We start from the raw sequence: 21,521 nt of genomic DNA on the forward strand, positions 1-21,521 counted from the left end.
CAGCCACCGCCCTCCTAGGGCTTCTCCGACAGGTAGTAGCGCCGCGCGCCCTCGTGGAGCGGCAGGGGATCGGTGAAGACCGCGGTACGCAGGTCCACGTTCTGCGCGGCGTGCACCTGGTGCCCGATCCAGTCCCGGCTCCTTATGACGGTCTTGGTGATGGCCTCCGTCAGCACCGGGTCCTGCCGGTCGGTGGTCACCAGAAGGTTCGCGACCGCGATCGTCTTGACCGCCTGCCCCTTCTGGACCCGCGGATACGCGTCGGCCGGCATCACGGCCGCCCGGTAGTAGCGGGCGCGCCCGCCCTGCCCGTGCAGCGCCGGAATCAGGTCCGCCAGCTGGACGAGCCGTATCGGCAGCCGCGCGGCCACCTCCTGCAGGGCCGACGTCGGCAGCCCGCCCGACCAGAAGAAGGCGTCCAGCTTCCCTTCCTCCAGCAGCAGCGGCATCTGGTCGATGCCGACCCGCACCGCCTCGATGTCCTGCTCGAAGTCGAGCCCGGCCGCCGCCATCAGCCGCCGGGTGACCAGTTGTACGCCGGAGCCGTCCGCCCCCACGCCGACGCGCAGCTTCTTGAGGTCCTTGGCCGAGGTGACCGGGGAGCCCTTCGGCACCACCAGCTGTATGTAGTCGTCGTACAGCCGCGCGCAGGCCCGCAGCCGGGCCGCCTCCCGCGGGGCGAGGCGCTGCTTTTCGGCCACCGCGTCGGCGGTCGCTATCGCGAACTGCGCCCGCCCGGAGGCCAGGTGCCCCAGGTTGTCCAGCGACCCCGCGGTGTTCATCAACCGCACGTCGACCCGCGGCAGGTCCTTGCGCAGATCGTGTTCGAGCAGCTCGCCGTAGCGCGCGTACACCCCCGACCGCACACCGGTGGCCAGCGTCACCCGCCCGCTCGGGCCGGGCGGGCTGCCCAGCGGCAGCAGCCACCAGAGCAGCAGGCCGAGCGCGGCCAGCGCGGCGGCCGCCGCGAGCAGCGCCCGGCGGCCGCCGGTGCGGGGGAGTGCTGAGACCATGGACGGGATCCTGCCAGCCCCGCAACCGGAAAGGGAGGGGCGAGCCGGTGGCGGGAGCACGTACCCTGGTCGATTGAGATGAGTGCGAAGACATACGAGGTGCGCACCTACGGGTGCCAGATGAACGTCCACGACTCCGAGCGGCTGTCGGGCCTGCTGGAGGACGCCGGATACGTGCCCGCGCCCAAGGACGCCGACGGCGCCGATGTGGTCGTCTTCAACACCTGCGCGGTGCGGGAGAACGCCGACAACCGGCTCTACGGCAACCTCGGCCAGCTCGCGCCGAAGAAGGCCGCGCGGCCCGGCATGCAGATCGCCGTCGGCGGCTGCCTGGCCCAGAAGGACCGCGACACCATCGTCAAGAAGGCCCCCTGGGTCGACGTGGTCTTCGGGACGCACAACATCGGCAAGCTGCCGGTGCTCCTGGAGCGCGCCCGCGTCCAGGAGGAGGCGCAGGTCGAGATCGCCGAGTCGCTGGAGGCGTTCCCCTCCACGCTCCCCACCCGCCGCGAGAGCGCGTACGCGGCGTGGGTCTCCATCTCCGTCGGCTGCAACAACACCTGCACGTTCTGCATCGTCCCGGCCCTGCGCGGCAAGGAGAAGGACCGCCGCCCCGGCGACATCCTCGCCGAGATCGAGGCACTGGTCGGCGAGGGCGTCTCCGAGATCACCCTGCTCGGCCAGAACGTCAACGCGTACGGCTCCGACATCGGCGACCGCGAGGCGTTCAGCAAGCTGCTGCGCGCCTGCGGGAAGATCGAGGGCCTGGAGCGGGTCCGCTTCACCTCGCCGCATCCCCGCGACTTCACCGACGACGTCATCGCCGCGATGGCCGAGACGCCGAACGTGATGCCGCAGCTGCACATGCCGCTGCAGTCCGGTTCGGACACGGTCCTCAAGGCGATGCGCCGCTCGTACCGCCAGGAGCGCTTCCTCGGCATCATCGAGAAGGTGCGCGCCGCGATGCCGGACGCCGCCATCTCCACGGACATCATCGTCGGCTTCCCCGGCGAGACCGAGGAGGACTTCGAGCAGACCCTGCACACGGTCCGCGAGTCCCGCTTCGCGCAGGCCTTCACCTTCCAGTACTCCAAGCGCCCCGGGACCCCGGCCGCCACGATGGAGGGCCAGATCCCCAAGGAGGTCGTCCAGGCGCGCTACGAGCGGCTGGTGGCCCTCCAGGAGGAGATCTCCTGGGAGGAGAACAAGAAGCAGGTCGGCCGCACGCTGGAGGTCATGGTCGCCGAGGGCGAGGGGCGCAAGGACGACGCCACGCGCCGCCTGTCGGGCCGCGCGCCCGACAACCGCCTGGTGCACTTCACCCGCCCCGAGGAGCCGGTACGCCCCGGCGACATGGTGACCGTCGAGATCACCTACGCCGCGCCGCACCACCTGCTCGCCGAGGGCCAGGTCCAGGCCGTCCGCCGTACGCGTGCGGGCGACGCCTGGGAGAAGCGCAACGCCGCGCCGGCCGCCCAGCCGGCCGGTGTCATGCTCGGCCTGCCGACGATCGGCGCGCCCGCCCCGGCGCCGGCCCCCGCGGCGGGCTGCGGCTGCGACTGACGGGCCCGCCGGGGCCCTGCTGCCCCGGCGGCGGCGCGGCGTGCTCCGCGCCGGAGCTTCCGTGGCCGGTACAGCCGCCTTGCTAGGGTTCCAGCCATGCTTGTCGCCGCAGCCGTCTGCCCCTGCCCGCCGGTGCTCGTTCCCGAGGTCGCCTCCGGCGCCGCACCCGAGCTGGACGGCCTGCGGGCCGCCGCCCTCGACGCGGTGGGCGTGCTCGCGGCGGCCCGCCCGGACCGGCTCGTCGTCGTCGGCCCGGCCGAACAGGCGGGCCGCGGACCGCACGGACAGGGCGCGGTGGGCTCGTTCCGCGGCTTCGGCGTGGACCTGGAAGTGAGCCTGGGCGCCGCCGCCGAGCCGGCCCCTGAACGCCGGCTTCCGCCGTCGCTGTCGGTCGGCGCCTGGCTGCTGGCCCGCACGGACTTCGCCGACGCGCCGGTCGAGGGGCTGGGCGTCGGCGAACCGCTGTCCGGCGACCGCTGCGCACAGGTGGGCCGGGAGATCGCGGCCTCGGCCGAGCGGGTCGCCCTGCTGGTCATGGGCGACGGCAGCGCGTGCCGCACGGTCAAGGCGCCGGGCTATTACGACGAGCGTGCCGAGGACTTCGACGCCGCTGTGGCACGCGCACTGGGCGCCGCCGACACGGCCGCGCTGGCCGGCTTGGACGCGGAACTGGCGTACGCGCTGAAGGCGTCGGGGCGGGCCTGCTGGCAGGTCCTGGCGGGCGCCGCCCAGGACGCCGGTCTGCGTGGCGAACTGCTGCGCGAAGAGGCGCCGTACGGTGTGGGCTACTTCGTGGCGGCCTGGTCGTAGGCCGCACGCGCGACGGCCGCGGAGCGCGTCGCTCCGCGGCCGTGGTGCCGCGTCGGCCGCCCGGCACCCCCAGGGCCGGGGCCTACGGGAACATCAGGAAGCCGGCCCCCGGGAGCCGGGGCCGCCGGAGCGGCGGGACTCCTCGGACAGCCGGCCGAGGGCGTCCTTCGCCTTGTCCGCGCCGGTCCCGATCTGGCTGCTGTACTTGCCCTTGGTCCGTTCGTCGACCGCGCGCGCAGCCTTGTCGAGCCCCTGCCCGATCCTGTCCCCGTGCTGCTGCGCCAGGTCACCGGCCTTGCCCTTCAGGGGACCGAGCTTGGCCTTGAGGTTGTCCAGCAGGCCCATGGGCCACCTTCCTTCGTACGCCGTGCTATTTGCGGGCGCCTTCCCCGGCCTCGCTGTCGGCGGCCTCGCCGGCCGACTGCTGCTTCGGGATCTCGACGCCCTCGGCGGCAGCGGCCTCGCCGGCCTCCTCGGCGGACGGCTCCGCGCCCGCCGGCTCGTCCCGTTGCACCGACGGGCCGGCCCCGGCCGCCTCCCGCGCCGCGGCCGCGTCGGTCTCCGCGCCCTCCGGCTCCGCGGTCAGCGTCGCGGCGGACGCTTCCTCGGTGGACGACTCACCCTTACGACGACGAAACCGTGAAAACACACCCATATCTACTCCATACCTTACTCGTGTGGGCGAAATCCCGGGACGCCCGGAGCGTCCCATTGCGCCGCCCGCGGGCTCCGGTCCGTGAACCGGCGGCCGGAACCTCGCAACAGGCAACGAACACGAAGACGAGCCGTAACGTCGCTCGTTCGAGATGTGCCCCGGAGGTTTGCGAGACTGGGCCGGTGAACAACGCAGTTCCCGCACCCCGGGTCATCGCCGTCGTCGGTCCCACCGCGGCCGGAAAGTCCGATCTGGGCGTCGCGCTCGCCCGCCGGCTCGGCGGCGAGGTCGTCAACGCCGACTCCATGCAGCTCTACCGAGGTATGGACATCGGCACCGCCAAGCTGACGGTGCCCGAGCGCCAGGGGGTGCCACACCACCTCCTGGACATCTGGGACGTCACCCGCGCGGCCAACGTCGCCGAGTACCAGCGGCTGGCCCGCGCCGAGATCGACCGGCTGCTCGCCGCCGGCCGCACCCCCGTCCTCGTCGGCGGCTCCGGCCTGTACGTGCGCGGCGCCCTCGACGCCCTCGACTTCCCCGGCACGGACCCCGAGGTACGGGCCCGCCTGGAGGCCGAACTCGAAGAGCAGGGCAGCGGCGCGCTGCACGCCCGGCTCGCCGCCGCCGACCCGGAGGCGGCCCGCGCCATCCTGGCGGGCAACGGGCGCCGCATCGTGCGCGCCCTGGAGGTCATCGAGATCACCGGGCGCCCCTTCACCGCCAACCTCCCGGGGCACGAGTCGGTCTACGACACCGTGCAGATCGGCGTCGACGTGGAGCGCCCCGAACTGGACGAGCGCATCGCGCGGCGGGTGGACCGGATGTGGGACCAGGGCCTGGTGGACGAGGTGCGCCGCCTGGAGGGCGAGGGGCTGCGCGACGGCCGTACCGCCTCGCGCGCCCTCGGCTACCAGCAGGTGCTCGCGCAACTGGCGGGGCAGTGCACGGAAGAGGAGGCCAAGGCCGAGACGGTCCGGGCCACCAAGCGGTTCGCGCGCCGCCAGGACTCCTGGTTCCGCAGGGACCCCCGCGTCCACTGGCTCAGCGGCGCCGCCGCGGACCTCGGGGAACTCCCGGGGCGGGCGCTGGCGTTGGTCGAACGACCGGTCACAGCCTGATCACGTCATGGCATCGGGACGCTCCGCCCGTCATCCGGGCCGCCGGGAGCGTGTCATCATCGACCTTCGATCGAGGCGTGCAGTCGGGAGTGGGGAGGGCGCGTGGCGATGGAGGCCGGCCCTCGCAACAGACCGCAGCAACCGGACGGGCGAAGAGACGGACAGCAGGACGCGACGGAGTCGCTGGCCCAGGACGGGCCCGACGCCGCGCGTCCGGACAGCCCTGCCCTGGACCACACCGCGGCCGGTGCGGCCGACGGGCCCGGCCTCCTCGGCGAACCGGCGCGGCCCGCGTCGCTGGAGGCCGCCGACGGCCCCGAGGAGGCGGCCGAAGGCGGCGAGTCCTTCCGCGAGCTGCGCCCGCCGCGCCGGCTGCGCGTCTGGCAGCTCGCGCCGATCGTGGGACTGGCCATCCTGGGCTCGCTGATGTTCGCCTTCCCGCTCGCCTTCGAGTTCGGCGGCGACGGCGGATCGGTGATCTCCATGCTCGGCCTGCTGCTGTTCGGCTGCGCCGCCGGCTGGGGCATGATGGCCGCCCGCCGGGTCGGCCACACCTGGCCCGGCCTGCCCGCCCGCGGCTCGGGCCGCCGCCCGGACTGGCGCGTGGTGCTCGGGTACGCCGCGCTCGTGGTGGTGCTGGCGCTGCTGGCCGTGTGGCGCGTGGCCCGGCTGCACTGACCCGCGTCCCGCGCCGTACGATGCAGGCATGAGCGACGCACAGGGGACCACGGAGGCCACCGGGACCGCAGCGGACACCGAGCCGACCGCCGCCGGCGGCCCCGGGCGCGGCATCGCCTTCCTCAAGGGACACGGCACGGAGAACGACTTCGTGATCGTCCCCGACCCGGACGGCGTCCTGGAGCTGACCCCCGCCGCCGTCGCGCGGATCTGCGACCGCCGGGCCGGCATCGGCGGCGACGGCCTGCTGCGCGTGGTGCGCTCCGCCGCCGACCCCGAGGCCCGCGCCCTGGCCGGCGAGGCCGAGTGGTTCATGGACTACCGCAACGGCGACGGATCCGTCGCCGAGATGTGCGGCAACGGCGTCCGCGTCTTCGCCCGCTACCTCCAGCACGCGGGCCTGGCCGAGGCCGGCGATCTCGCCATCGCCACCCGGGCCGGCCTCCGCCGCGCCCACCTGGCCAAGACCGGCGAGGTCACGGTCTCCATGGGCCGCGCCGAGCTGCTCCCGGACGGCGTGACGGTCACCGTGGGCGACCGCAGCTGGCCCGCCCGCAACGTGAACATGGGCAACCCGCACGCGGTCGCCTTCGTCGAGGACCTCGGCCACGCCGGGGAGCTGCGCGCCGTCCCGCCGTTCAGCCCAGCCGCCGTCTACCCGGACGGCGTCAACATCGAGTTCGTCGCCGACCGCGGCCCGCGCCACGTGGCGATGCGGGTGCACGAGCGCGGCTCCGGCGAGACCCGCTCCTGTGGCACGGGCGCCTGCGCCGTGGCCGTGGCCGCCGCCCGCCGGGACGGCGCCGACCCCGCGGTCACCGGTTCCCCCGTCACGTACCGGGTCGACGTCCCGGGCGGCAGCCTGGAGATCACCGAGCTGCCCGACGGCACGGTCGAGATGACCGGCCCCGCGGTGATCGTCGCGCAGGGCACGATGGACCCGGCGTGGCTGGTCACGGCCCTGGGCTAGGACTTCGCTCGAATGGGTGATCCGGTTCACGCTGGGCGAGAGCGGGACAGCGCTGCGTGATGGGCTCGGTAGCATCAAGCACCGGCGCGGGCACCTGACTGCGGGCGCCCCACCGCCGGTCGACGCCGCCGGAGGTGCCCATGAGCGCAGAGGCCACGAACCCAGGTAACCCCGCCGCGCCTCCCCAGGCCGCCCCACCCGACCCGGTGGACGCCTCGCACCGCAAGCGCGGCCGCCCCCGCCTGGAGCTGCGCGGGCTGCGCCGCATCGGCCGGGCCGCGCTCCTCGGGCCGGCCCCCCGCGACGGCCTGCCGGACGCCCTGGAGCACGTCGCCAAGGTGCACCGCGCCCACCACCCGGACGCCGACCTGGACACCCTCAGCAGGGCTTACGCGCTCGCCGAGAGCTCGCACCGCGGGCAGCTGCGCAAGAGCGGCGAACCGTACATCACCCACCCGCTCGCGGTGACCCTGATCCTGGCCGAACTGGGCGCCGAGACCACGACCCTGACCGCCTCCCTGCTCCACGACACCGTCGAGGACACCGACGTGACGCTGGATCAGGTGAGCAGCGAGTTCGGCAAGGAGGTCTGCTACCTGGTCGACGGCGTCACCAAGCTGGAGAAGGTCGACTACGGGGCCGCCGCCGAGCCGGAGACCTTCCGCAAGATGCTGGTCGCCACCGGCAACGACGTCCGGGTGATGTCCATCAAGCTGGCCGACCGGCTGCACAACATGCGCACCCTGGGCGTGATGCGCCCCGAGAAGCAGGTCAGGATCGCCAAGGTGACGCGCGACGTGCTGATCCCGCTGGCCGAACGGCTGGGCGTACAGGCTCTCAAGTCCGAGCTGGAGGACCTGGTCTTCGCCATCCTCCATCCCGAGGAGTACGCCACCACGCGCGCCCTCGTCCTGGACCACGCCGGCCGGCCCGACCCGCTCGCCGCCATCGCGGAGCGCGTGCGCGCCGTCCTCGGCGAGGCCGACATCGACGCCGAAGTCCTCATCAGGCCGCGGCACTTCGTCTCCGTGCACCGGGTGCGCCTGGCCCGCGGCACGGTCACCGGAGCCGATCTCGGCCGACTGCTGGTGCTCGTCGCGGAGGACGCCGACTGCTACGCGGTCCTCGGCGAGCTGCACACCTGCTTCACACCGGTGGTCTCGGAGTTCAAGGACTTCATCGCCACGCCGAAGTTCAACCTCTACCAGTCGCTGCACACGGCCGTCACGGACGAGGAGGGCGCGATCGCGGAGACGCTCATCCGCACGCACCAGATGCACCGCGTCGCGGAGGCCGGCGTGATCGCGCTCGGCAACCCGTACGCCCCCGCGGACGGCGCCGACCCCTCCGGCGCCGAGCGCGCGGCCGCCGGCGGGAGCGCGGACGACGAGGGCGAGCGGGTGGACCCGACCCAGCCCGGATGGCTGTGCCGGCTCCTCGAATGGCAGCGCGCCACCCCCGACCCGGACACGTTCTGGACCTCGCTGCGCGCCGACCTCGCCCAGGACCGCGAGGTCACGGTCTTCTGCGCGGCGGGCGGCTTCGACGACGAGAGCGGCACGGCGGAGCCGGACGCCGCCGGCACGGGTACGGCGGTGACCGGCACGGTCGGGCTGCCGGCCGGCGCGAGCTGTGTGGACGCCGCCTACGCGCTGTACGGCGAAGGCGCCCACCACTGCATCGGCGCCCGCGTCAACGGCCGTCTCGCCACGCTCTCCACGGTCCTGTGCGACGGCGACAGCCTGCACCTGCTCATGGCGCCCGATTCCGCCGCCGGCCCCTCGCCTGACTGGCTCGACCACACCCGTACCCCTGCGGCCAGGCTCGCCATCTCCCGGTGGCTGGCGGCGCATCCGGGGGCGGAGACCGCGGCGGCCGGTGCGGCCGGCGCCGGCGCGGCCGGGGCCTTCCAGGCCTGCGCGGCCCCCGGTGCCACCGGTTCCGCCGCCGCGCCCAGGCACCCCGGGCCGAACGCCGCCGGCCTGACGACCGACCTCCCCGACGCGACCGTACGGCTCGCGGGCTGCTGCACGCCCGTACCGCCGGACAACGTCACCGGGTTCGCCGTACGGGGCGGCTTCGTCACCGTGCACCGCACCCTGTGCCCCGTGGTGGCCCGCATGGCGGCGGCCGGGCGGCAGCCGGTCGGCGCCCGCTGGCACGGCGCGGAGGACGGCGCGCAGGGCTGCCGGGTCACCCTCCTCGCGGAGGCGTTCACCCGGCCGCATCTGCTCGCCGACCTCACCGAGGCCATCGCCGCCGAGGGGGCCGCGGTGGTGGCGGCGGCCGTCGAGCCGCCCCGCGAGCAGCGGGTGCGGCACACGTACACGCTGCACCTGCCGGACGCGGCCAAGCTGCCGTCCCTGATGCGGGCGATGCGGCAGGTGCCGGGCGTCTTCGACGTGCTGCGGGCGGGCCGGGCGCAGTCGACGGTGGCGGCGCGCTCCTGAGAGCGACACCGCCACCCACACGTGTCCCTCCAGCCTCGTCGGACGCACGAACCCGCTCGTTCGGGTGCCGTACTGTCGCGCCAGCCACGGGGGAGGGCGCCGCGCTGATAGCCGTTTGTCATGCCGCACTCCTCGTACCCCACCGCCCCAGGCCCCGGGTCCGCCTTCCGCCGCCGGGCCGCGCTCGGCGTGCTCGCCGCCGCCTCCCTGGTCGCCGCCGGGCTGCCCGACGCCGGGCCGCTCGGCGTCGGCGACCGCCTCTACCCGCACCTCGGCAACCCCGGCTACGACGTCCGCGCATACGACATCGCCCTGGCGTACTCCGGGCGCAACGACCGGCCGCTGGACGCCGTCACGAAGATCACCGCGCGCTCCACCGCCCGCCTGGACCGCATCAACCTCGACTTCTCGCACGGCACCGTCCGCTCCGTGGAGGTCAACGGGCGCCCGGCAGGCCACCTCACCAGGGGCGAGGACCTGATCGTCACGCCGCGCGGCACCGTACGCGCCGGCACACCGCTGCGCATCGTCGTCCGGCACACCAGCGACCCGCGCCCCGGCAAGACCGGGAAGGGGCGGGAGGGCGGCTGGCTGCGCACGAAGGACGGGCTGGCGATGGCCAACCAGGTCGACGCCGCGCACCGCGTCTTCCCCGGCAACGACCACCCCTCGGACAAGGCGATGTACACCTTCCGCGTCACCGCGCCCAAGGGCCTGACGGTCGTCGCCAACGGGGTGCGCCTCGCGCGCTACCCGAGCACCGTACGCGGCCTGCCGGACGGCGGGCACGCACCGGCCGCACGGGGCGGTCGGGACGTACGGCAACCGCCGGCGCCCGCGGCCGCCTCCACCTGGGTCTACCGCTCCGCCCACCCCATGGCCACCGAGGTGGCGCAGGTCTCCATCGGACGCTCCGCGGTCGTGCGCCGCGGCGGCCCGCACGGCCTGCCGCTGCGCGACGTCGTACCGGCGGCGGACCGCAAGCGCCTGGAGCCGTGGCTGGCCGAGACACCCGGCCAGCTCGCCTGGATGGAGGGCAAGGTCGGCCGCTATCCCTTCGAGACGTACGGAGTGCTGCTCGCACAGGCCGAGACCGGCTTCGAGCTGGAGACCCAGACCCTGTCGCTCTTCGAGGAGCGGCTCTTCACGACCAAGCAGTACCCCCGCTGGTACATCGAAGCGGTCATGGTCCACGAGCTGGCGCACCAGTGGTTCGGCAACAGCGTCACCCCGCGCACCTGGTCGGACGTCTGGCTCAACGAGGCGCACGCCACCTGGTACGAGGAGCTGTACGCGCACGAGCACTCCAAGGTCTCCATGGACCAGCGGACGCGGCGCGCCTACAGCGTGTCGGACCGGATGCGGGCCGAGGGCGGCCCGCCCGGCTCGCCGAAGGCGCCGGCCCCCGGCAACAAGACCGGCATCTTCCGCCCGGTCATGTACGACGGCAGCGCGCTCGTCCTGTACGCGCTCCGCAACAAGATCGGACCTGCCGCGTTCGACCGGCTGGAGCGCACCTGGGTGACCCGGCACCGCGACGGCGTCGCGGGCACCGCCGACTTCACCGCGCTGGCGTCGCGCATCTCGGGACAGGACCTCACCGCCTTCTTCCGCAGCTGGCTGCACGACGCGAAGACCCCGCCGATGCCGGGACACCCGGACTGGAAGGCCCACTACCGGACCCCGCAGCCACCCGCCAAGGCGCCCGCCGCGAAGCCGGGCAAGCAGCGGCCCGCGGCGGCGGGCCGCGCACCGTCCTAGCCGCCCGCACGGCCCCGGGAAAACCCGCGTGACGGCCCGTGCCGGTCGTGCGACCATCGTCTGGCCGACGCCACGGCGGCCGGGAATCTCCCGGGCGGTCCGGACGTTGTCACGTAACGAGAGCCCCGGGGCCGTACGGCCCCGCCACGGGGCTTCCCAACGACGCAAAGGATCAAATGACCTCCTCTTCTTCCCTTCCGCAGGACCGGCAGCGCCTCCCCGAGAGCCTTCGGGCCGACGCCCTGATGGAAGAGGACGTCGCCTGGAGCCACGAGATCGACGGGGACCGTGACGGCGACCAGTACGACCGCTCGGAGCGTGCGGCGCTGCGCCGCGTCGCGGGACTGTCCACCGAGCTCGAAGACGTCACCGAGGTCGAGTACCGCCAGCTGCGCCTGGAGCGCGTGGTGCTGGTCGGCGTCTGGACCACGGGGACCGTGCAGGACGCGGAGAACTCCCTCGCCGAGCTGGCCGCGCTGGCGGAGACCGCGGGCGCCATGGTGCTCGACGGCGTCATCCAGCGCCGCGACAAGCCCGACCCGGCGACCTACATCGGCTCGGGCAAGGCCATGGAGCTGCGCGACGTCGTGCTCGAATCCGGGGCCGACACCGTCGTGTGCGACGGTGAGCTGAGCCCGGGCCAGCTGATCCACCTCGAAGACGTCGTCAAGGTCAAGGTCGTCGACCGTACGGCCCTGATCCTCGACATCTTCGCGCAGCACGCCAAGTCCCGTGAGGGCAAGGCGCAGGTCTCGCTGGCGCAGATGCAGTACATGCTGCCCAGGCTGCGCGGCTGGGGCCAGTCGCTGTCCCGGCAGATGGGTGGCGGTGGCTCCGGCTCGGCGGGCGGCGGCATGGCCACGCGTGGTCCCGGTGAGACCAAGATCGAGACGGACCGGCGGCGGATCCGCGAGAAGATGGCGAAGATGCGCCGGGAGATCGCGGAGATGAAGACCGGCCGGGACATCAAGCGGCAGGAGCGCCGCCGTCACAAGGTCCCCTCGGTCGCCATCGCCGGGTACACGAACGCGGGCAAGTCCTCGCTGCTCAACCGCCTGACCGGGGCCGGCGTCCTGGTGGAGAACGCGCTGTTCGCCACCCTGGACCCGACCGTGCGCCGGGCCGAGACGCCCAGCGGGCGGCTCTACACCCTCGCCGACACCGTCGGCTTCGTGCGGCACCTCCCGCACCACCTCGTCGAGGCGTTCCGGTCCACGATGGAGGAGGTCGGCGACTCCGACCTGATCCTCCACGTGGTCGACGGCTCGCACCCGGTGCCGGAGGAGCAACTGGCCGCCGTGCGCGAGGTGATCCGCGACGTGGGCGCCACCCACGTACCGGAGATCGTCGTCGTCAACAAGGCGGACGCCGCGGACCCGCTGGTGCTCCAGCGGCTGCTGCGCAACGAGAAGCACGCGCTGCTCGTCTCGGCCCGCACGGGCCAGGGCATCGAGGAACTGCTCGCGCTGATCGACGAGGAGCTGCCCCGACCGCAGGCCGAGATCGAGGCGCTGGTCCCGTACACCCAGGGCGCGCTGGTCTCGCGCGCGCACGCCGAGGGCGAGGTGATCTCCGAGGAGCACGTCGCGGAGGGCACCGTCCTCAAGGCGCGGGTGCACGAGGAACTGGCCGCCGAGTTCCAGCCGTACGTACAGGCGGCGTGACGGCGGCCGCAGCAGTACGAAGGCCCGCCCCCGGTTTCCGGGGGCGGGCCTTCGCCGTGCGTCACCTACCGGCGCGCGCCGGTCACTTCGTGGCGAACTTCTTGCTCATCGCGCCGAACATACTTTTGGCCTCCGGGCCGAGGTGCGGGCCCGCCAGCCAGCCGGCCGGACGCGGGCCGATCGAGGTGTTCGACACCAGGACCGGCTTGCCGTCCGAGCCCTTGGCGAACCAGGGGCCGCCGGAGGAGCCGGCGGTCATCAGGCAGCCGATGCGATACATGGTCGGCTTCTTGGCGTCCAGCGACAGCCGGCCCGGCTTGTCGGTGCACTGCTGCAGCGTCGCGCCGTCGAACGGGGCCTCGGCCGGGTAGCCCTGCGCCGTGAGGCTCGGGATCTGCGGGATCGCCGAGGCGTTGAAGTCGACCTGGTAGGCGCCGCCGGCGACCTCTTCGAGGGACGTGCCGCCCGCCCCCTTCTCCGGCGTCACGTGCATGATCGCGAAGTCGTACGGCGCCATCGGCACGCCGTTGCCCTGCGCACCGCCCTGGCTGATCCACTGGTTCGAGGTCGACGCGCCGTCGGCCCACCACACGCCCTTGGGGAACATCTGCTCACGCGAGGCGTTCTCCAGCTGGGCCGCGGTCTTGCCGGTGTCGTTGAACGACGGGGCGAAGACCATGTTGCGGTACCAGCCGCCGGTCTTGCCGGCGTGCACGCAGTGGCCCGCGGTCCACACCAGGTTCGACTTGCCCGGGTGCGCCGGGTCCTTGACCACCGCGCCGGAGCAGACCGCGTGGCCCTCGGGGGTGTCGAAGAAGATCTTGCCGAGGCCGGGCGCGTTCTGCCCGAACGGCGGCTTGACCGCCTGGGCCCGCACCGCGCGCGGCTCCGGGTCGGTCCGCCCCTGGTCACCGGAGATGTCCTTGGGCGTCGGCTCCTTCGGCGGCTTGGCCTTGCTCGCCCGGTCCGGGTCCCACAGGCCCTTGATGATCGGGTTGATGAAGTCACTGGCCTCGCGGAGCCACTTGTCCTTGTCCCAGTTCTTCCACTCGCCGTTCTTCCACTTGTCCAGGTCGACGCCGTGTTCCTTGAGCTTGTCCTGGATGTCCTTGGGGATCGTGAAGCCACCCCCGCCCGCGCTGCCCTGATCTGCGGACTGGCCGGGCTTGCCGCCCGCCTGGTCACCCTCCGGGCCACAGCCGGTGGCGGTCAGCGCCACCACGGCGGTGAGAGCGGCGGCGGCCAGGACCGGCCGACGTATGGATCGCATGGGTGAACTCCCCCTGGTTTGTTCAAGTTTGCCGTGTGAACTTGTCCGGCCTCGGGAGGCCGTGCCGCGCCTTGGGCTGACTTGCCCGGTCCTGCTCCGATCTGCTGCTTTGTCATGCACCGGAAAGGTGTGGCGCAGGCCCCCACTATGCCGGTGCCGATGGGGACGGCGGCGGGCGGGTCCCCGGTTCCGGCCCGCGGCGGATCTTCGCGGAAGGCCCGTCGCAAGGATCTTCCGGCAGGCCGTGTTCCCCCGTCGGCGGCGTCGTTGGTACGTACGGGGGACAGCTGAGCCGTGGCCTGCGGCCCGGACCGGCGGTCCGCCAGGAGGGCCGGCGGGCCCGCCGGAAGGGGGGCGGGCCCGGTCGTGCCGGAGCGGTCCGGTGACCCCGTGAATCCGCCGCCTGCGGTGTGCGGCCACGGGAGCGCCGGGCCGTCGCCGGCGTGAGCGGCCCGCCCGCAGTCCGGTGGGGCCGTCGGAGCACGGCGGGCCCGCCCGCAGCCCAGCAGCAGAGCTTCAGCAGCAGGAGGACCGAACCGCCGTGGCCGTGACCCAGCCTCAGCCGATGGCACCCCCTCCCGCCCACGAGGGCATCCTGCGGCGGCAGTCGCTCCGCGAGTCCGCCGCCCGCACCTACGCGCGCTCGCTGCCCATCGTCCCGGTGCGGGCCCGCGGGCTGACCATCGAGGGCGCCGACGGCCGCCGCTACCTGGACTGCCTCTCCGGCGCCGGCACCCTGGCGCTCGGGCACAACCACCCCGTCGTCCTGGAGGCGATCCGCTCCGTCCTGGACTCCGGCGCCCCGCTGCACGTCCTCGACCTGGCGACCCCGGTCAAGGACGCCTTCACCACCGAACTGTTCGCCACCCTGCCCCCCGAACTGGCGGACCACGGACGCGTCCAGTTCTGCGGACCGGCCGGCACGGACGCCGTCGAGGCCGCCTTCAAGCTGGTGCGGGCCGCGACCGGCCGGGACGGGCTCGCGGCCTTCACCGGCGCGTACCACGGCATGACGGCGGGGGCGCTCGCGGCGTCCGGGGGCGCGCGCGACACCACCGTGACCCGCCTCCCGTATCCGTACGACTACCGCTGCCCCTTCGGCACGGGCGGCGAGCGCGGCGCCGAGCTGGCCGCGCGCTGGGCCGCGAACGTGCTCGACGACGAGAAGAGCGGCGTCCGCAAGCCGGCCGGGATGATCCTGGAACCGGTCCAGGGCGAGGGCGGCGTGATCCCGGCGCCCGACAGCTGGCTGCGCCGGATGCGCGACCTGACGGCCGAACGGGACATCCCGCTCATCGTGGACGAGGTGCAGACCGGCGTCGGTCGTACCGGCGCGTTCTGGGCCGTCGGACACAGCGGCGTCGTACCCGACGTCCTCGTCCTGTCCAAGGCGATCGGCGGCAGCCTGCCGCTGGCGGTCGTCGTCTACCGCGAGGAACTGGACGCCTGGCCGCCCGGCGCGCACGCGGGCACCTTCCGCGGCAACCAGCTCGCGATGGCGGCGGGCGCCGCCACCCTCGCCTACGTACGGGAGAACGACCTGGCGCGGCGCGCCGGCGACCTCGGCGCCCGCATGCTCTCCCGGCTGGGCGGACTCGCCGCCGAGTACGACTGCGTCGGCGACGTACGGGGCCGCGGCCTGATGCTCGGCCTCGAACTCGTCGACCGGGACGGCGCCACCGACCCCGCGGGCGCCCACCCCGCCGCGCCCGTGCTGGCCGCCGCCGTCCAGGAGGAGTGCCTGGCCCGCGGCCTGATCGTCGAACTGGGCGGCCGGCACGGCGCGGTGGTCCGGCTGCTCCCCCCGCTCACCATCACCGACGAACAGGCGGAAGCGGTCCTGGACCGCCTCGCCGACGCGCTGGGGGCCGCGGTGCGCAGGGGCCGGGGCGGGGCCGGTGCGGCGCGCGCCGGTGGCGAGGCGGGTGCGGCGCTCGCGCCGGGCGCGGCAGAGCGCGCCGCGCAGACCGTGACGCCGCACCGGGCGACACCGCTCGGAGCGGACCGGTGACCGGCGCACCGGCGGCCGGCAGCACCACGGCCGGCACCCCGGCCACCCGCATGTCGAGCCGCTCGGGCCACCGGCCGCCGCCCCCCTTCACGCCCACCGACCACCGCCCCACGATCGCCCAGCGCGCGTGGACCGCGCCGACCCTGCGAGGCACACCCCGATGAACGAACGCCCCGTCCCCGACGGGACCCCGGCCGACGAGCGACGTCTGCCCCGTGAACCCCTGGCCCGGCTGCGGGAGCCGGCCGTACCGCGCCAGAACCGGCGCGGCGGCGCCCACGACACCACCGAGAGCGGCGAGCACGCCGGCCACGCCGCCCGTACGGTCCGTGTGGGACACCTGGAGCGGCACGGACACGAGGAGTGGCTCGGGGCGACCCGCGTCGTCACCGTGCTCTCCGAGGAGGACGAAGCCGATCCCGAAGCCGCCGCGGCCCCCGCCGGGACCGGGACCGAGCGGGAAACCGCCCACCGCGCTCACGGGTCCGACCGGCTGGCACACCCGGACCCGGCCGTCGCCGCCGACGCCGCCGGCACCGAAGGCCTGCTCCGCTGCTGGATCCGCGAGAGCGGCACGCCCCGCCCGGCCGGCGAGCGGCTGCTCGTCCCGCTCGACGCCAGCGCGGCGGCCCTGCGCGTCCCCGTCCTGTACTGGTCCGACACCGGCTGGCACCGCTTCGGCGCACCCGCGCTGGAAGGCGCCCCCGCCGACGCCGCGCCCCTGGACGCGGTGACCCTCGCCGCCCTGCTGCGCCGCGAGGCCGTACACGGTGCCCCGGCGCCGCAGCCCGCCGGAGACCCGCCCGCCGACCAGCCCTGCGGCGCGCCGGACAGCGAGAGCACCGACCTCGTCGGCCGGGTCGCCGACTCCGTACGGCGCACCGCGGCGTTCCTCGCCGACCGGCGCGCCGCTCCGGCCGACGCCCCCGGCGGCTCCCGCTTCCTCGCCGCCGAACAGGCCCTGCTCTTCGGCCACCCCATGCACCCCACCCCCAAGAGCCGGGAGGGACTGACCGACGCCGAGACACGCGCCTACTCCCCGGAGCTGCGCGGCGCCTTCCGCCTCCACTGGATGGCCGTCGACCCGGACGTGTTCACCGCCGACTCGGCCTGGACCGAGCGCGGCCGGACCGTACCCGCCGAGCAGCTGGCCGCGCGGCTCGCCGCCGGAGCGCCCCGCGGCCCCGCCGGGACCCTGCCGCTGCCGCTGCACCCCTGGCAGGCCCACCAGCTCAGCCACCGGCCCGACGTCGCCGAACTGTGCGAGGTGGGCTTCCTCCACGACCTGGGCCCCGGCGGACCCGCCTGGCACCCCACCTCCTCCGTCCGCACCGTCTTCCGCCCCGGCTCCGACGCCATGCTCAAACTCTCCCTGGGCCTGCGCATCACCAACTCCCGGCGGGACAACCTCCGCAAGGAACTGGAGCGCGGCGTCGAGGTGCACCGCCTGCTGCGCACCGGCCTCGCCGCGCAGTGGCGGGCCGCCTTCCCCGGCGCCCAGGGCTTCGACATCGTCCGCGACCCGGCCTGGCTCGGCGTCACCGGGGCCGACGGAGAGCCGGTGCGCGGCCTGGACGTGGTCGTCCGGCACAACCCGTTCGCCGACACCGACGACGCCCTGTGCATCGCCGCGCTCACCTCCCTGCGCCCCTGGCCGGGCCGCACCGGTCTGCGCTCCCGCCTGGCCGGCCTGATCGGCACGCTCACCACCCGCACCGGCCGGCCCGCGGGCGCCGTCGCCACCGAGTGGTTCCTGCGCTACCTCGAAGCGGTGGTGCGCCCCGTCCTCTGGCTCGACGGCACCGCGGGCATCGCCCTCGAAGCCCACCAGCAGAACACGCTCGTCCTGCTGGACGCCGACGGCTGGCCCGCCGGCGGCCGTTACCGGGACAACCAGGGCTACTACTTCCGCGAGTCACGGCGTACGGACCTGGAGCGACGGCTGCCCGGCATCGGCGCCACCAGTGACACCTTCGTCACCGACGAGGTCACCGACGAACGCTTCGCCTACTACCTCGGCATCAACAACGTCCTCGGGCTCATCGGGGCCTTCGGCTCCCAGCGCCTGGCCCGCGAGAACGTGCTCCTCGCGGCCTTCCGGCGCTTCCTGGCCGACGCCGCCGCCGGGCCCGCCGGACACCGCTCACCCCTGCCCCGTCTGCTCCTCGAAGCCCGCACCCTGCGCTGCAAGGCCAACCTGCTGACCCGGCTGCACGGTCTCGACGAACTCGTCGGCCCCGTCGACACCCAGTCCGTCTACGTGACCATCCCCAACCCCCTCCACCCCTGACCCGGCCTCCGCGGCCGCCCCCCCACGCCCCCCACGCCGCCACGTCCCCCACGCCCTTCGCCTCCGGTTCCCGTCCGCCCGCACCGTGACCTCGTGAGGAGGCCCGGAAAGGAGAGAGCGCCGCCGTGCCCCCCACCGAATCCGGCACCAGCTCAGGATCCGAGGAGGCCTTCGCCCACCCCCGCGAAGCCTCTCCGGATGACGCGCTCGACGACACCCTCGACCTGCACCTCCCGCCCGAAGTCACCGCGATGTTCAGCGCCGAGCCGATCACCGCCGAGCCGATCACTGCGGACCCCGCCGGCAGCCCGCGAGCCGGGTTCCTGCTCGACGACGTCGCCGACTGGGGCCCGGCCACTACCCACGCCGGGCCCTTCCAACTCGTACCGGTGCGCCTCGACCGTGACCTGTCGCTGATCTCCGGCTGGATGAACGACCCGGCCGTCGCGGCCTTCTGGGAACTCGCCGGGCCCGAAGAGATCACCGCCGCCCATCTGCGCACCCAGCTGGACGGCGACGGACGCAGCGTGCCCTGCCTCGGCGTCCTGGCCGGCCTTCCCATGAGCTACTGGGAGGTGTACCGCGCCGACCTGGACCCGGTCGCCCGCTACTACCCGGCGCGGCCGCACGACACCGGACTGCACCTGCTGATCGGCGGCGTCGCCGACCGCGGCCGGGGCCTGGGCACCGCACTGCTGCGCGCCACCGCCGACCTGGTCCTGGACCACCGCCCGCAGTGCGGCCGGGTCATCGCCGAGCCAGACCTGCGCAACACGCCCTCCGTCGCCGCGTTCCTCGGCGCCGGATTCCGTTACTGCGACGAGATCGACCTCCCTGGCAAACGCGCGGCCCTCATGGTCCGCGACCGGGCCCACCGTCATCTGCTGTGACCACCGCCGCCAGCCGCGCCTGCCGCCGTCGTCGCCCCGCCGGCGGCGCACGCCTGCCCGCTGCCCGTCACGACCGCACCGGTTTCTCCCTTTCGTCCGCCCGTGCCGTTCGCTTCCCCGCGCCCGTCCCCACGCCCGATCCCCTCTCCTCTCGCACGATCCGTGTTGCCCAGGTCTCGTCCCAAGGAGTCCCGCCTTGCCTCCTTCATCCGAACCTCTCCATAGCCCCGCTCACGGCACTACCGCCCCCGGCGCCGACAGCCCCGGCCCCAACAGTCCCGACACCGGCAACCCCGGCCCCGGCAATCCCGGCCCCGGCGATCCCGGCACCAGCGGCTCTGCCCCCGCTGGCCATGGCTTTCCGGGCGCCGGCGCGCCCGGAGGCGACGCCGACAGCGACCGCGTATGGCGCAGGGCCGCCCGCCGCCTGCTGGCCAAGACCCTGGCGGAGTTCGCGTACGAGGAAGTCATCACCCCCGAACCCGACCCCCGCCCCGCCCCCGGCCACGCTCCCGAGCCACGTCCCGGCCCGGGCACCGTCCACCTCCCGGCCCCCCGCCCCGGCACCCGAGCCGCCAGCCCCGGGCTCCCCGCGCGGCCGGGACAATCGGGCGGACCGGAAGGACCCGGCGGACCGGCACAACGCGGCGGGCCGGCGCAATCGGGCGCGCCGGGAGCCCAGGCCCCGCAGGGCCCGTCTCCCACCCGCACCGAGGGCGAGTACCGGCCCTACCGCCTGAGCCTCACCAAAGACGTCACCTACCGCTTCCGGGCCTGCCGCGGCGCGTACGGACACTGGCGCGTCGACCCCGACTCCATCACCCCCACCGGCGACCCCCTTCACTTCCTCTTCCACGCCCACGACACCGTCCTGGGCCTGTCCGGCGACACCACCGGCCACCTCATCCGCGAGCTGACCGCCACCCTCGCCGCCGACGTCCGCCTCGACACCACGGCCCTCAGTGCCGCGCAGCTCGCCGACCTCGACTACGCCGCACTGGAAGGCCACCAGACCGGCCACCCCTGGCTCGTCGCCAACAAGGGCCGCCTGGGCTTCTCCGCGTCCGACGCCGCCATCTGGTCACCCGAGGCCCGCACCCCGCAGCGCCTGCCCTGGATCGCCGCGCACCGCCGGCTGGCCGTTTACCGGGGCGTCCCCGCCCTGGCCACTCCCGATCGTCTCTACGCCGATGAACTCACCCCCGAAACCCGCGACGCCTTCGCCCGCATCCTCTCCACGCAGGGCCTCGACCCCGCCGACTACCTCTACCTCCCCGTCCATCCCTGGCAGTGGGACGAGACCATCGCGCCCCTCTTCGCCCCCCAGCTCGCCGACAAATCCATCGTCGCACTCACCACTGACAACGACCTGCGACTGCCGCAGCAGTCCATCCGCACCTTCCTCAACACCAGCCGCCCCAGGGCCCGTACGGTCAAGCTCCCGCTCTCCGTCCTCAACACCCTGGTCTGGCGCGGCCTGCCGACCGAACGCACCATCGCCGCCCCCGCCGTCACCGCCTGGGTCCACGGCCTGCGCGACGCCGACCCGTACCTGCGCGACGAGACCCGGGTGGTCCTGCTCGGCGAAACCGCGTCCGTCACCGTCGAACACCCGCTGTACGACCGGCTGCCGGGCGTTCCGTACCAGTACAGGGAACTGCTGGGCTGTATCTGGCGCGAGCCGGTCAGCCGCCACCTGGACCCGGGAGAGCGTGCCCGCACCCTGGCCGCACTCCTCCAGACCGACCCGCACGGGCGCGCTTTAACGGCCGAGCTGGTGCAGCGCTCGGGCCTGGCCCCCAGGGTCTGGCTGCGCCACCTCTTCACCGCCCTGCTGCCGCCGCTGCTGCACTTCCTCTACCAGTACGGCACGGTCTTCTCCCCGCACGGCGAGAACGCCATCGTCGTCTTCGACCAGCAGGACGTCCCCACCCGCCTCGCGGTCAAGGACTTCGTCGACGACGTCAACACCAGCGCCGAGCGCCTGCCCGAGCACGCCACCATGCCCGAGGACGTCCGCGCGGTGCTGCTCACCGAACCACCGGAATTCCTGACCCAGTTCATCCATTCCGGCCTCTTCGCCGGGGTCTTCCGCTACCTCGCCCCGCTGTGCGAGGAGCAACTGGCGGTCCCGGAGGCCGAGTTCTGGTCCCTCGTACGGGCGGAGATCCTGCGCCACCAAGGACGCTTCCCGCACCTGAAGAAACGCCACGAGACCTTCGACCTGCTCACCCCGCGCATCGCCCGGCTGTGCCTGAACCGCAACCGTCTGCACCTGGACGGCTACCGCGACCGCGCCCAGCGCCCGCACGCCGCCGTACACGGCACCGTGCCCAACCCCCTCCATCACCCGTGACCGGGAAGATTGTCAGTGG

General features: G+C 74.1%; 16 protein-coding genes. 12 read left to right on the plus strand and 4 right to left on the minus strand.

Annotated elements, in window-relative coordinates:
* Positions 1 to 14: 14 nt before the first annotated feature.
* Entirely contained in the window at positions 15 to 1,013 is a 999-nt protein-coding gene (locus tag ACH4K4_RS28995) for a TAXI family TRAP transporter solute-binding subunit (RefSeq protein ID WP_398171389.1), read from the minus strand.
* 78 nt (positions 1,014 to 1,091) lie between these two features.
* On the opposite strand from ACH4K4_RS28995, the gene miaB reads away from it, so the two are divergent.
* Both miaB and ACH4K4_RS29005 read left to right on the plus strand, forming a co-directional pair.
* On the plus strand, positions 1,092 to 2,576 hold the full coding sequence (gene miaB / locus ACH4K4_RS29000) for a tRNA (N6-isopentenyl adenosine(37)-C2)-methylthiotransferase MiaB (protein ID WP_398171391.1): 1,485 nt from the start codon (positions 1,092 to 1,094) through the stop codon (positions 2,574 to 2,576).
* A gap of 96 nt (positions 2,577 to 2,672) precedes the next feature.
* Positions 2,673 to 3,386: a class III extradiol dioxygenase subunit B-like domain-containing protein gene (locus tag ACH4K4_RS29005; protein WP_398171393.1), complete on the plus strand. Its 714-nt coding sequence runs from the start codon at positions 2,673 to 2,675 to the stop codon at positions 3,384 to 3,386.
* 93 nt (positions 3,387 to 3,479) lie between these two features.
* Here ACH4K4_RS29005 and ACH4K4_RS29010 read toward each other — a convergent pair whose 3' ends face one another.
* Both ACH4K4_RS29010 and ACH4K4_RS29015 read right to left on the minus strand, forming a co-directional pair.
* Complete coding sequence (locus tag ACH4K4_RS29010) at positions 3,480 to 3,731, minus strand: antitoxin (RefSeq protein WP_398171395.1); 252 nt, start codon at positions 3,729 to 3,731, stop codon at positions 3,480 to 3,482.
* A gap of 25 nt (positions 3,732 to 3,756) precedes the next feature.
* A complete protein-coding gene (locus ACH4K4_RS29015) occupies positions 3,757 to 4,041 on the minus strand; it encodes a gliding motility protein (protein WP_398171397.1) in 285 nt (94 codons plus the stop codon).
* 182 nt (positions 4,042 to 4,223) lie between these two features.
* On the opposite strand from ACH4K4_RS29015, the gene miaA reads away from it, so the two are divergent.
* From miaA to hflX, 6 genes are all read left to right on the plus strand, one after another.
* Positions 4,224 to 5,162 (plus strand): tRNA (adenosine(37)-N6)-dimethylallyltransferase MiaA, encoded by a 939-nt coding sequence (gene miaA / locus ACH4K4_RS29020; protein WP_398171399.1) that lies wholly within the window; start codon positions 4,224 to 4,226, stop codon positions 5,160 to 5,162.
* A 108-nt stretch (positions 5,163 to 5,270) separates the two neighbouring features.
* Positions 5,271 to 5,840: a hypothetical protein gene (locus ACH4K4_RS29025; RefSeq protein ID WP_398171503.1), complete on the plus strand. Its 570-nt coding sequence runs from the start codon at positions 5,271 to 5,273 to the stop codon at positions 5,838 to 5,840.
* 28 nt (positions 5,841 to 5,868) lie between these two features.
* Entirely contained in the window at positions 5,869 to 6,810 is a 942-nt protein-coding gene (gene dapF, locus ACH4K4_RS29030; RefSeq protein WP_398171401.1) for a diaminopimelate epimerase, read from the plus strand.
* A 140-nt stretch (positions 6,811 to 6,950) separates the two neighbouring features.
* Positions 6,951 to 9,260, plus strand: coding sequence for a RelA/SpoT family protein (locus ACH4K4_RS29035; protein WP_398171403.1), 2,310 nt, complete (start codon positions 6,951 to 6,953; stop codon positions 9,258 to 9,260).
* Positions 9,261 to 9,380: 120 nt separating this feature from the next.
* Complete coding sequence (locus ACH4K4_RS29040) at positions 9,381 to 11,021, plus strand: M1 family metallopeptidase (RefSeq protein ID WP_398171405.1); 1,641 nt, start codon at positions 9,381 to 9,383, stop codon at positions 11,019 to 11,021.
* A 176-nt stretch (positions 11,022 to 11,197) separates the two neighbouring features.
* Complete coding sequence (gene hflX / locus ACH4K4_RS29045; protein ID WP_398171406.1) at positions 11,198 to 12,685, plus strand: GTPase HflX; 1,488 nt, start codon at positions 11,198 to 11,200, stop codon at positions 12,683 to 12,685.
* Between the two features lie 82 nt (positions 12,686 to 12,767).
* Here the strand turns inward: hflX and ACH4K4_RS29050 are convergent, their stop codons facing one another.
* Entirely contained in the window at positions 12,768 to 13,955 is a 1,188-nt protein-coding gene (locus tag ACH4K4_RS29050) for a trypsin-like serine peptidase (RefSeq protein ID WP_398171408.1), read from the minus strand.
* A gap of 541 nt (positions 13,956 to 14,496) precedes the next feature.
* Between ACH4K4_RS29050 and ACH4K4_RS29055 the strand changes: the two genes are divergently transcribed.
* From ACH4K4_RS29055 to ACH4K4_RS29070, 4 genes are all read left to right on the plus strand, one after another.
* A complete protein-coding gene (locus tag ACH4K4_RS29055) occupies positions 14,497 to 15,966 on the plus strand; it encodes a diaminobutyrate--2-oxoglutarate transaminase family protein (protein WP_398171409.1) in 1,470 nt (489 codons plus the stop codon).
* Between the two features lie 160 nt (positions 15,967 to 16,126).
* Complete coding sequence (locus tag ACH4K4_RS29060) at positions 16,127 to 18,256, plus strand: IucA/IucC family protein (RefSeq protein ID WP_398171411.1); 2,130 nt, start codon at positions 16,127 to 16,129, stop codon at positions 18,254 to 18,256.
* Between the two features lie 125 nt (positions 18,257 to 18,381).
* The gene (locus ACH4K4_RS29065; RefSeq protein WP_398171413.1) at positions 18,382 to 19,146 is read left to right on the plus strand and encodes a GNAT family N-acetyltransferase; all 765 of its coding nucleotides are present in this window, start codon (positions 18,382 to 18,384) and stop codon (positions 19,144 to 19,146) included.
* Between the two features lie 427 nt (positions 19,147 to 19,573).
* Positions 19,574 to 21,502 (plus strand): IucA/IucC family protein, encoded by a 1,929-nt coding sequence (locus ACH4K4_RS29070; RefSeq protein WP_398171504.1) that lies wholly within the window; start codon positions 19,574 to 19,576, stop codon positions 21,500 to 21,502.
* Positions 21,503 to 21,521 lie beyond the last annotated feature (19 nt).

Source organism: Streptomyces sp. NPDC017529, from assembly GCF_044329785.1.
GTDB lineage: Bacteria > Actinomycetota > Actinomycetes > Streptomycetales > Streptomycetaceae > Streptomyces.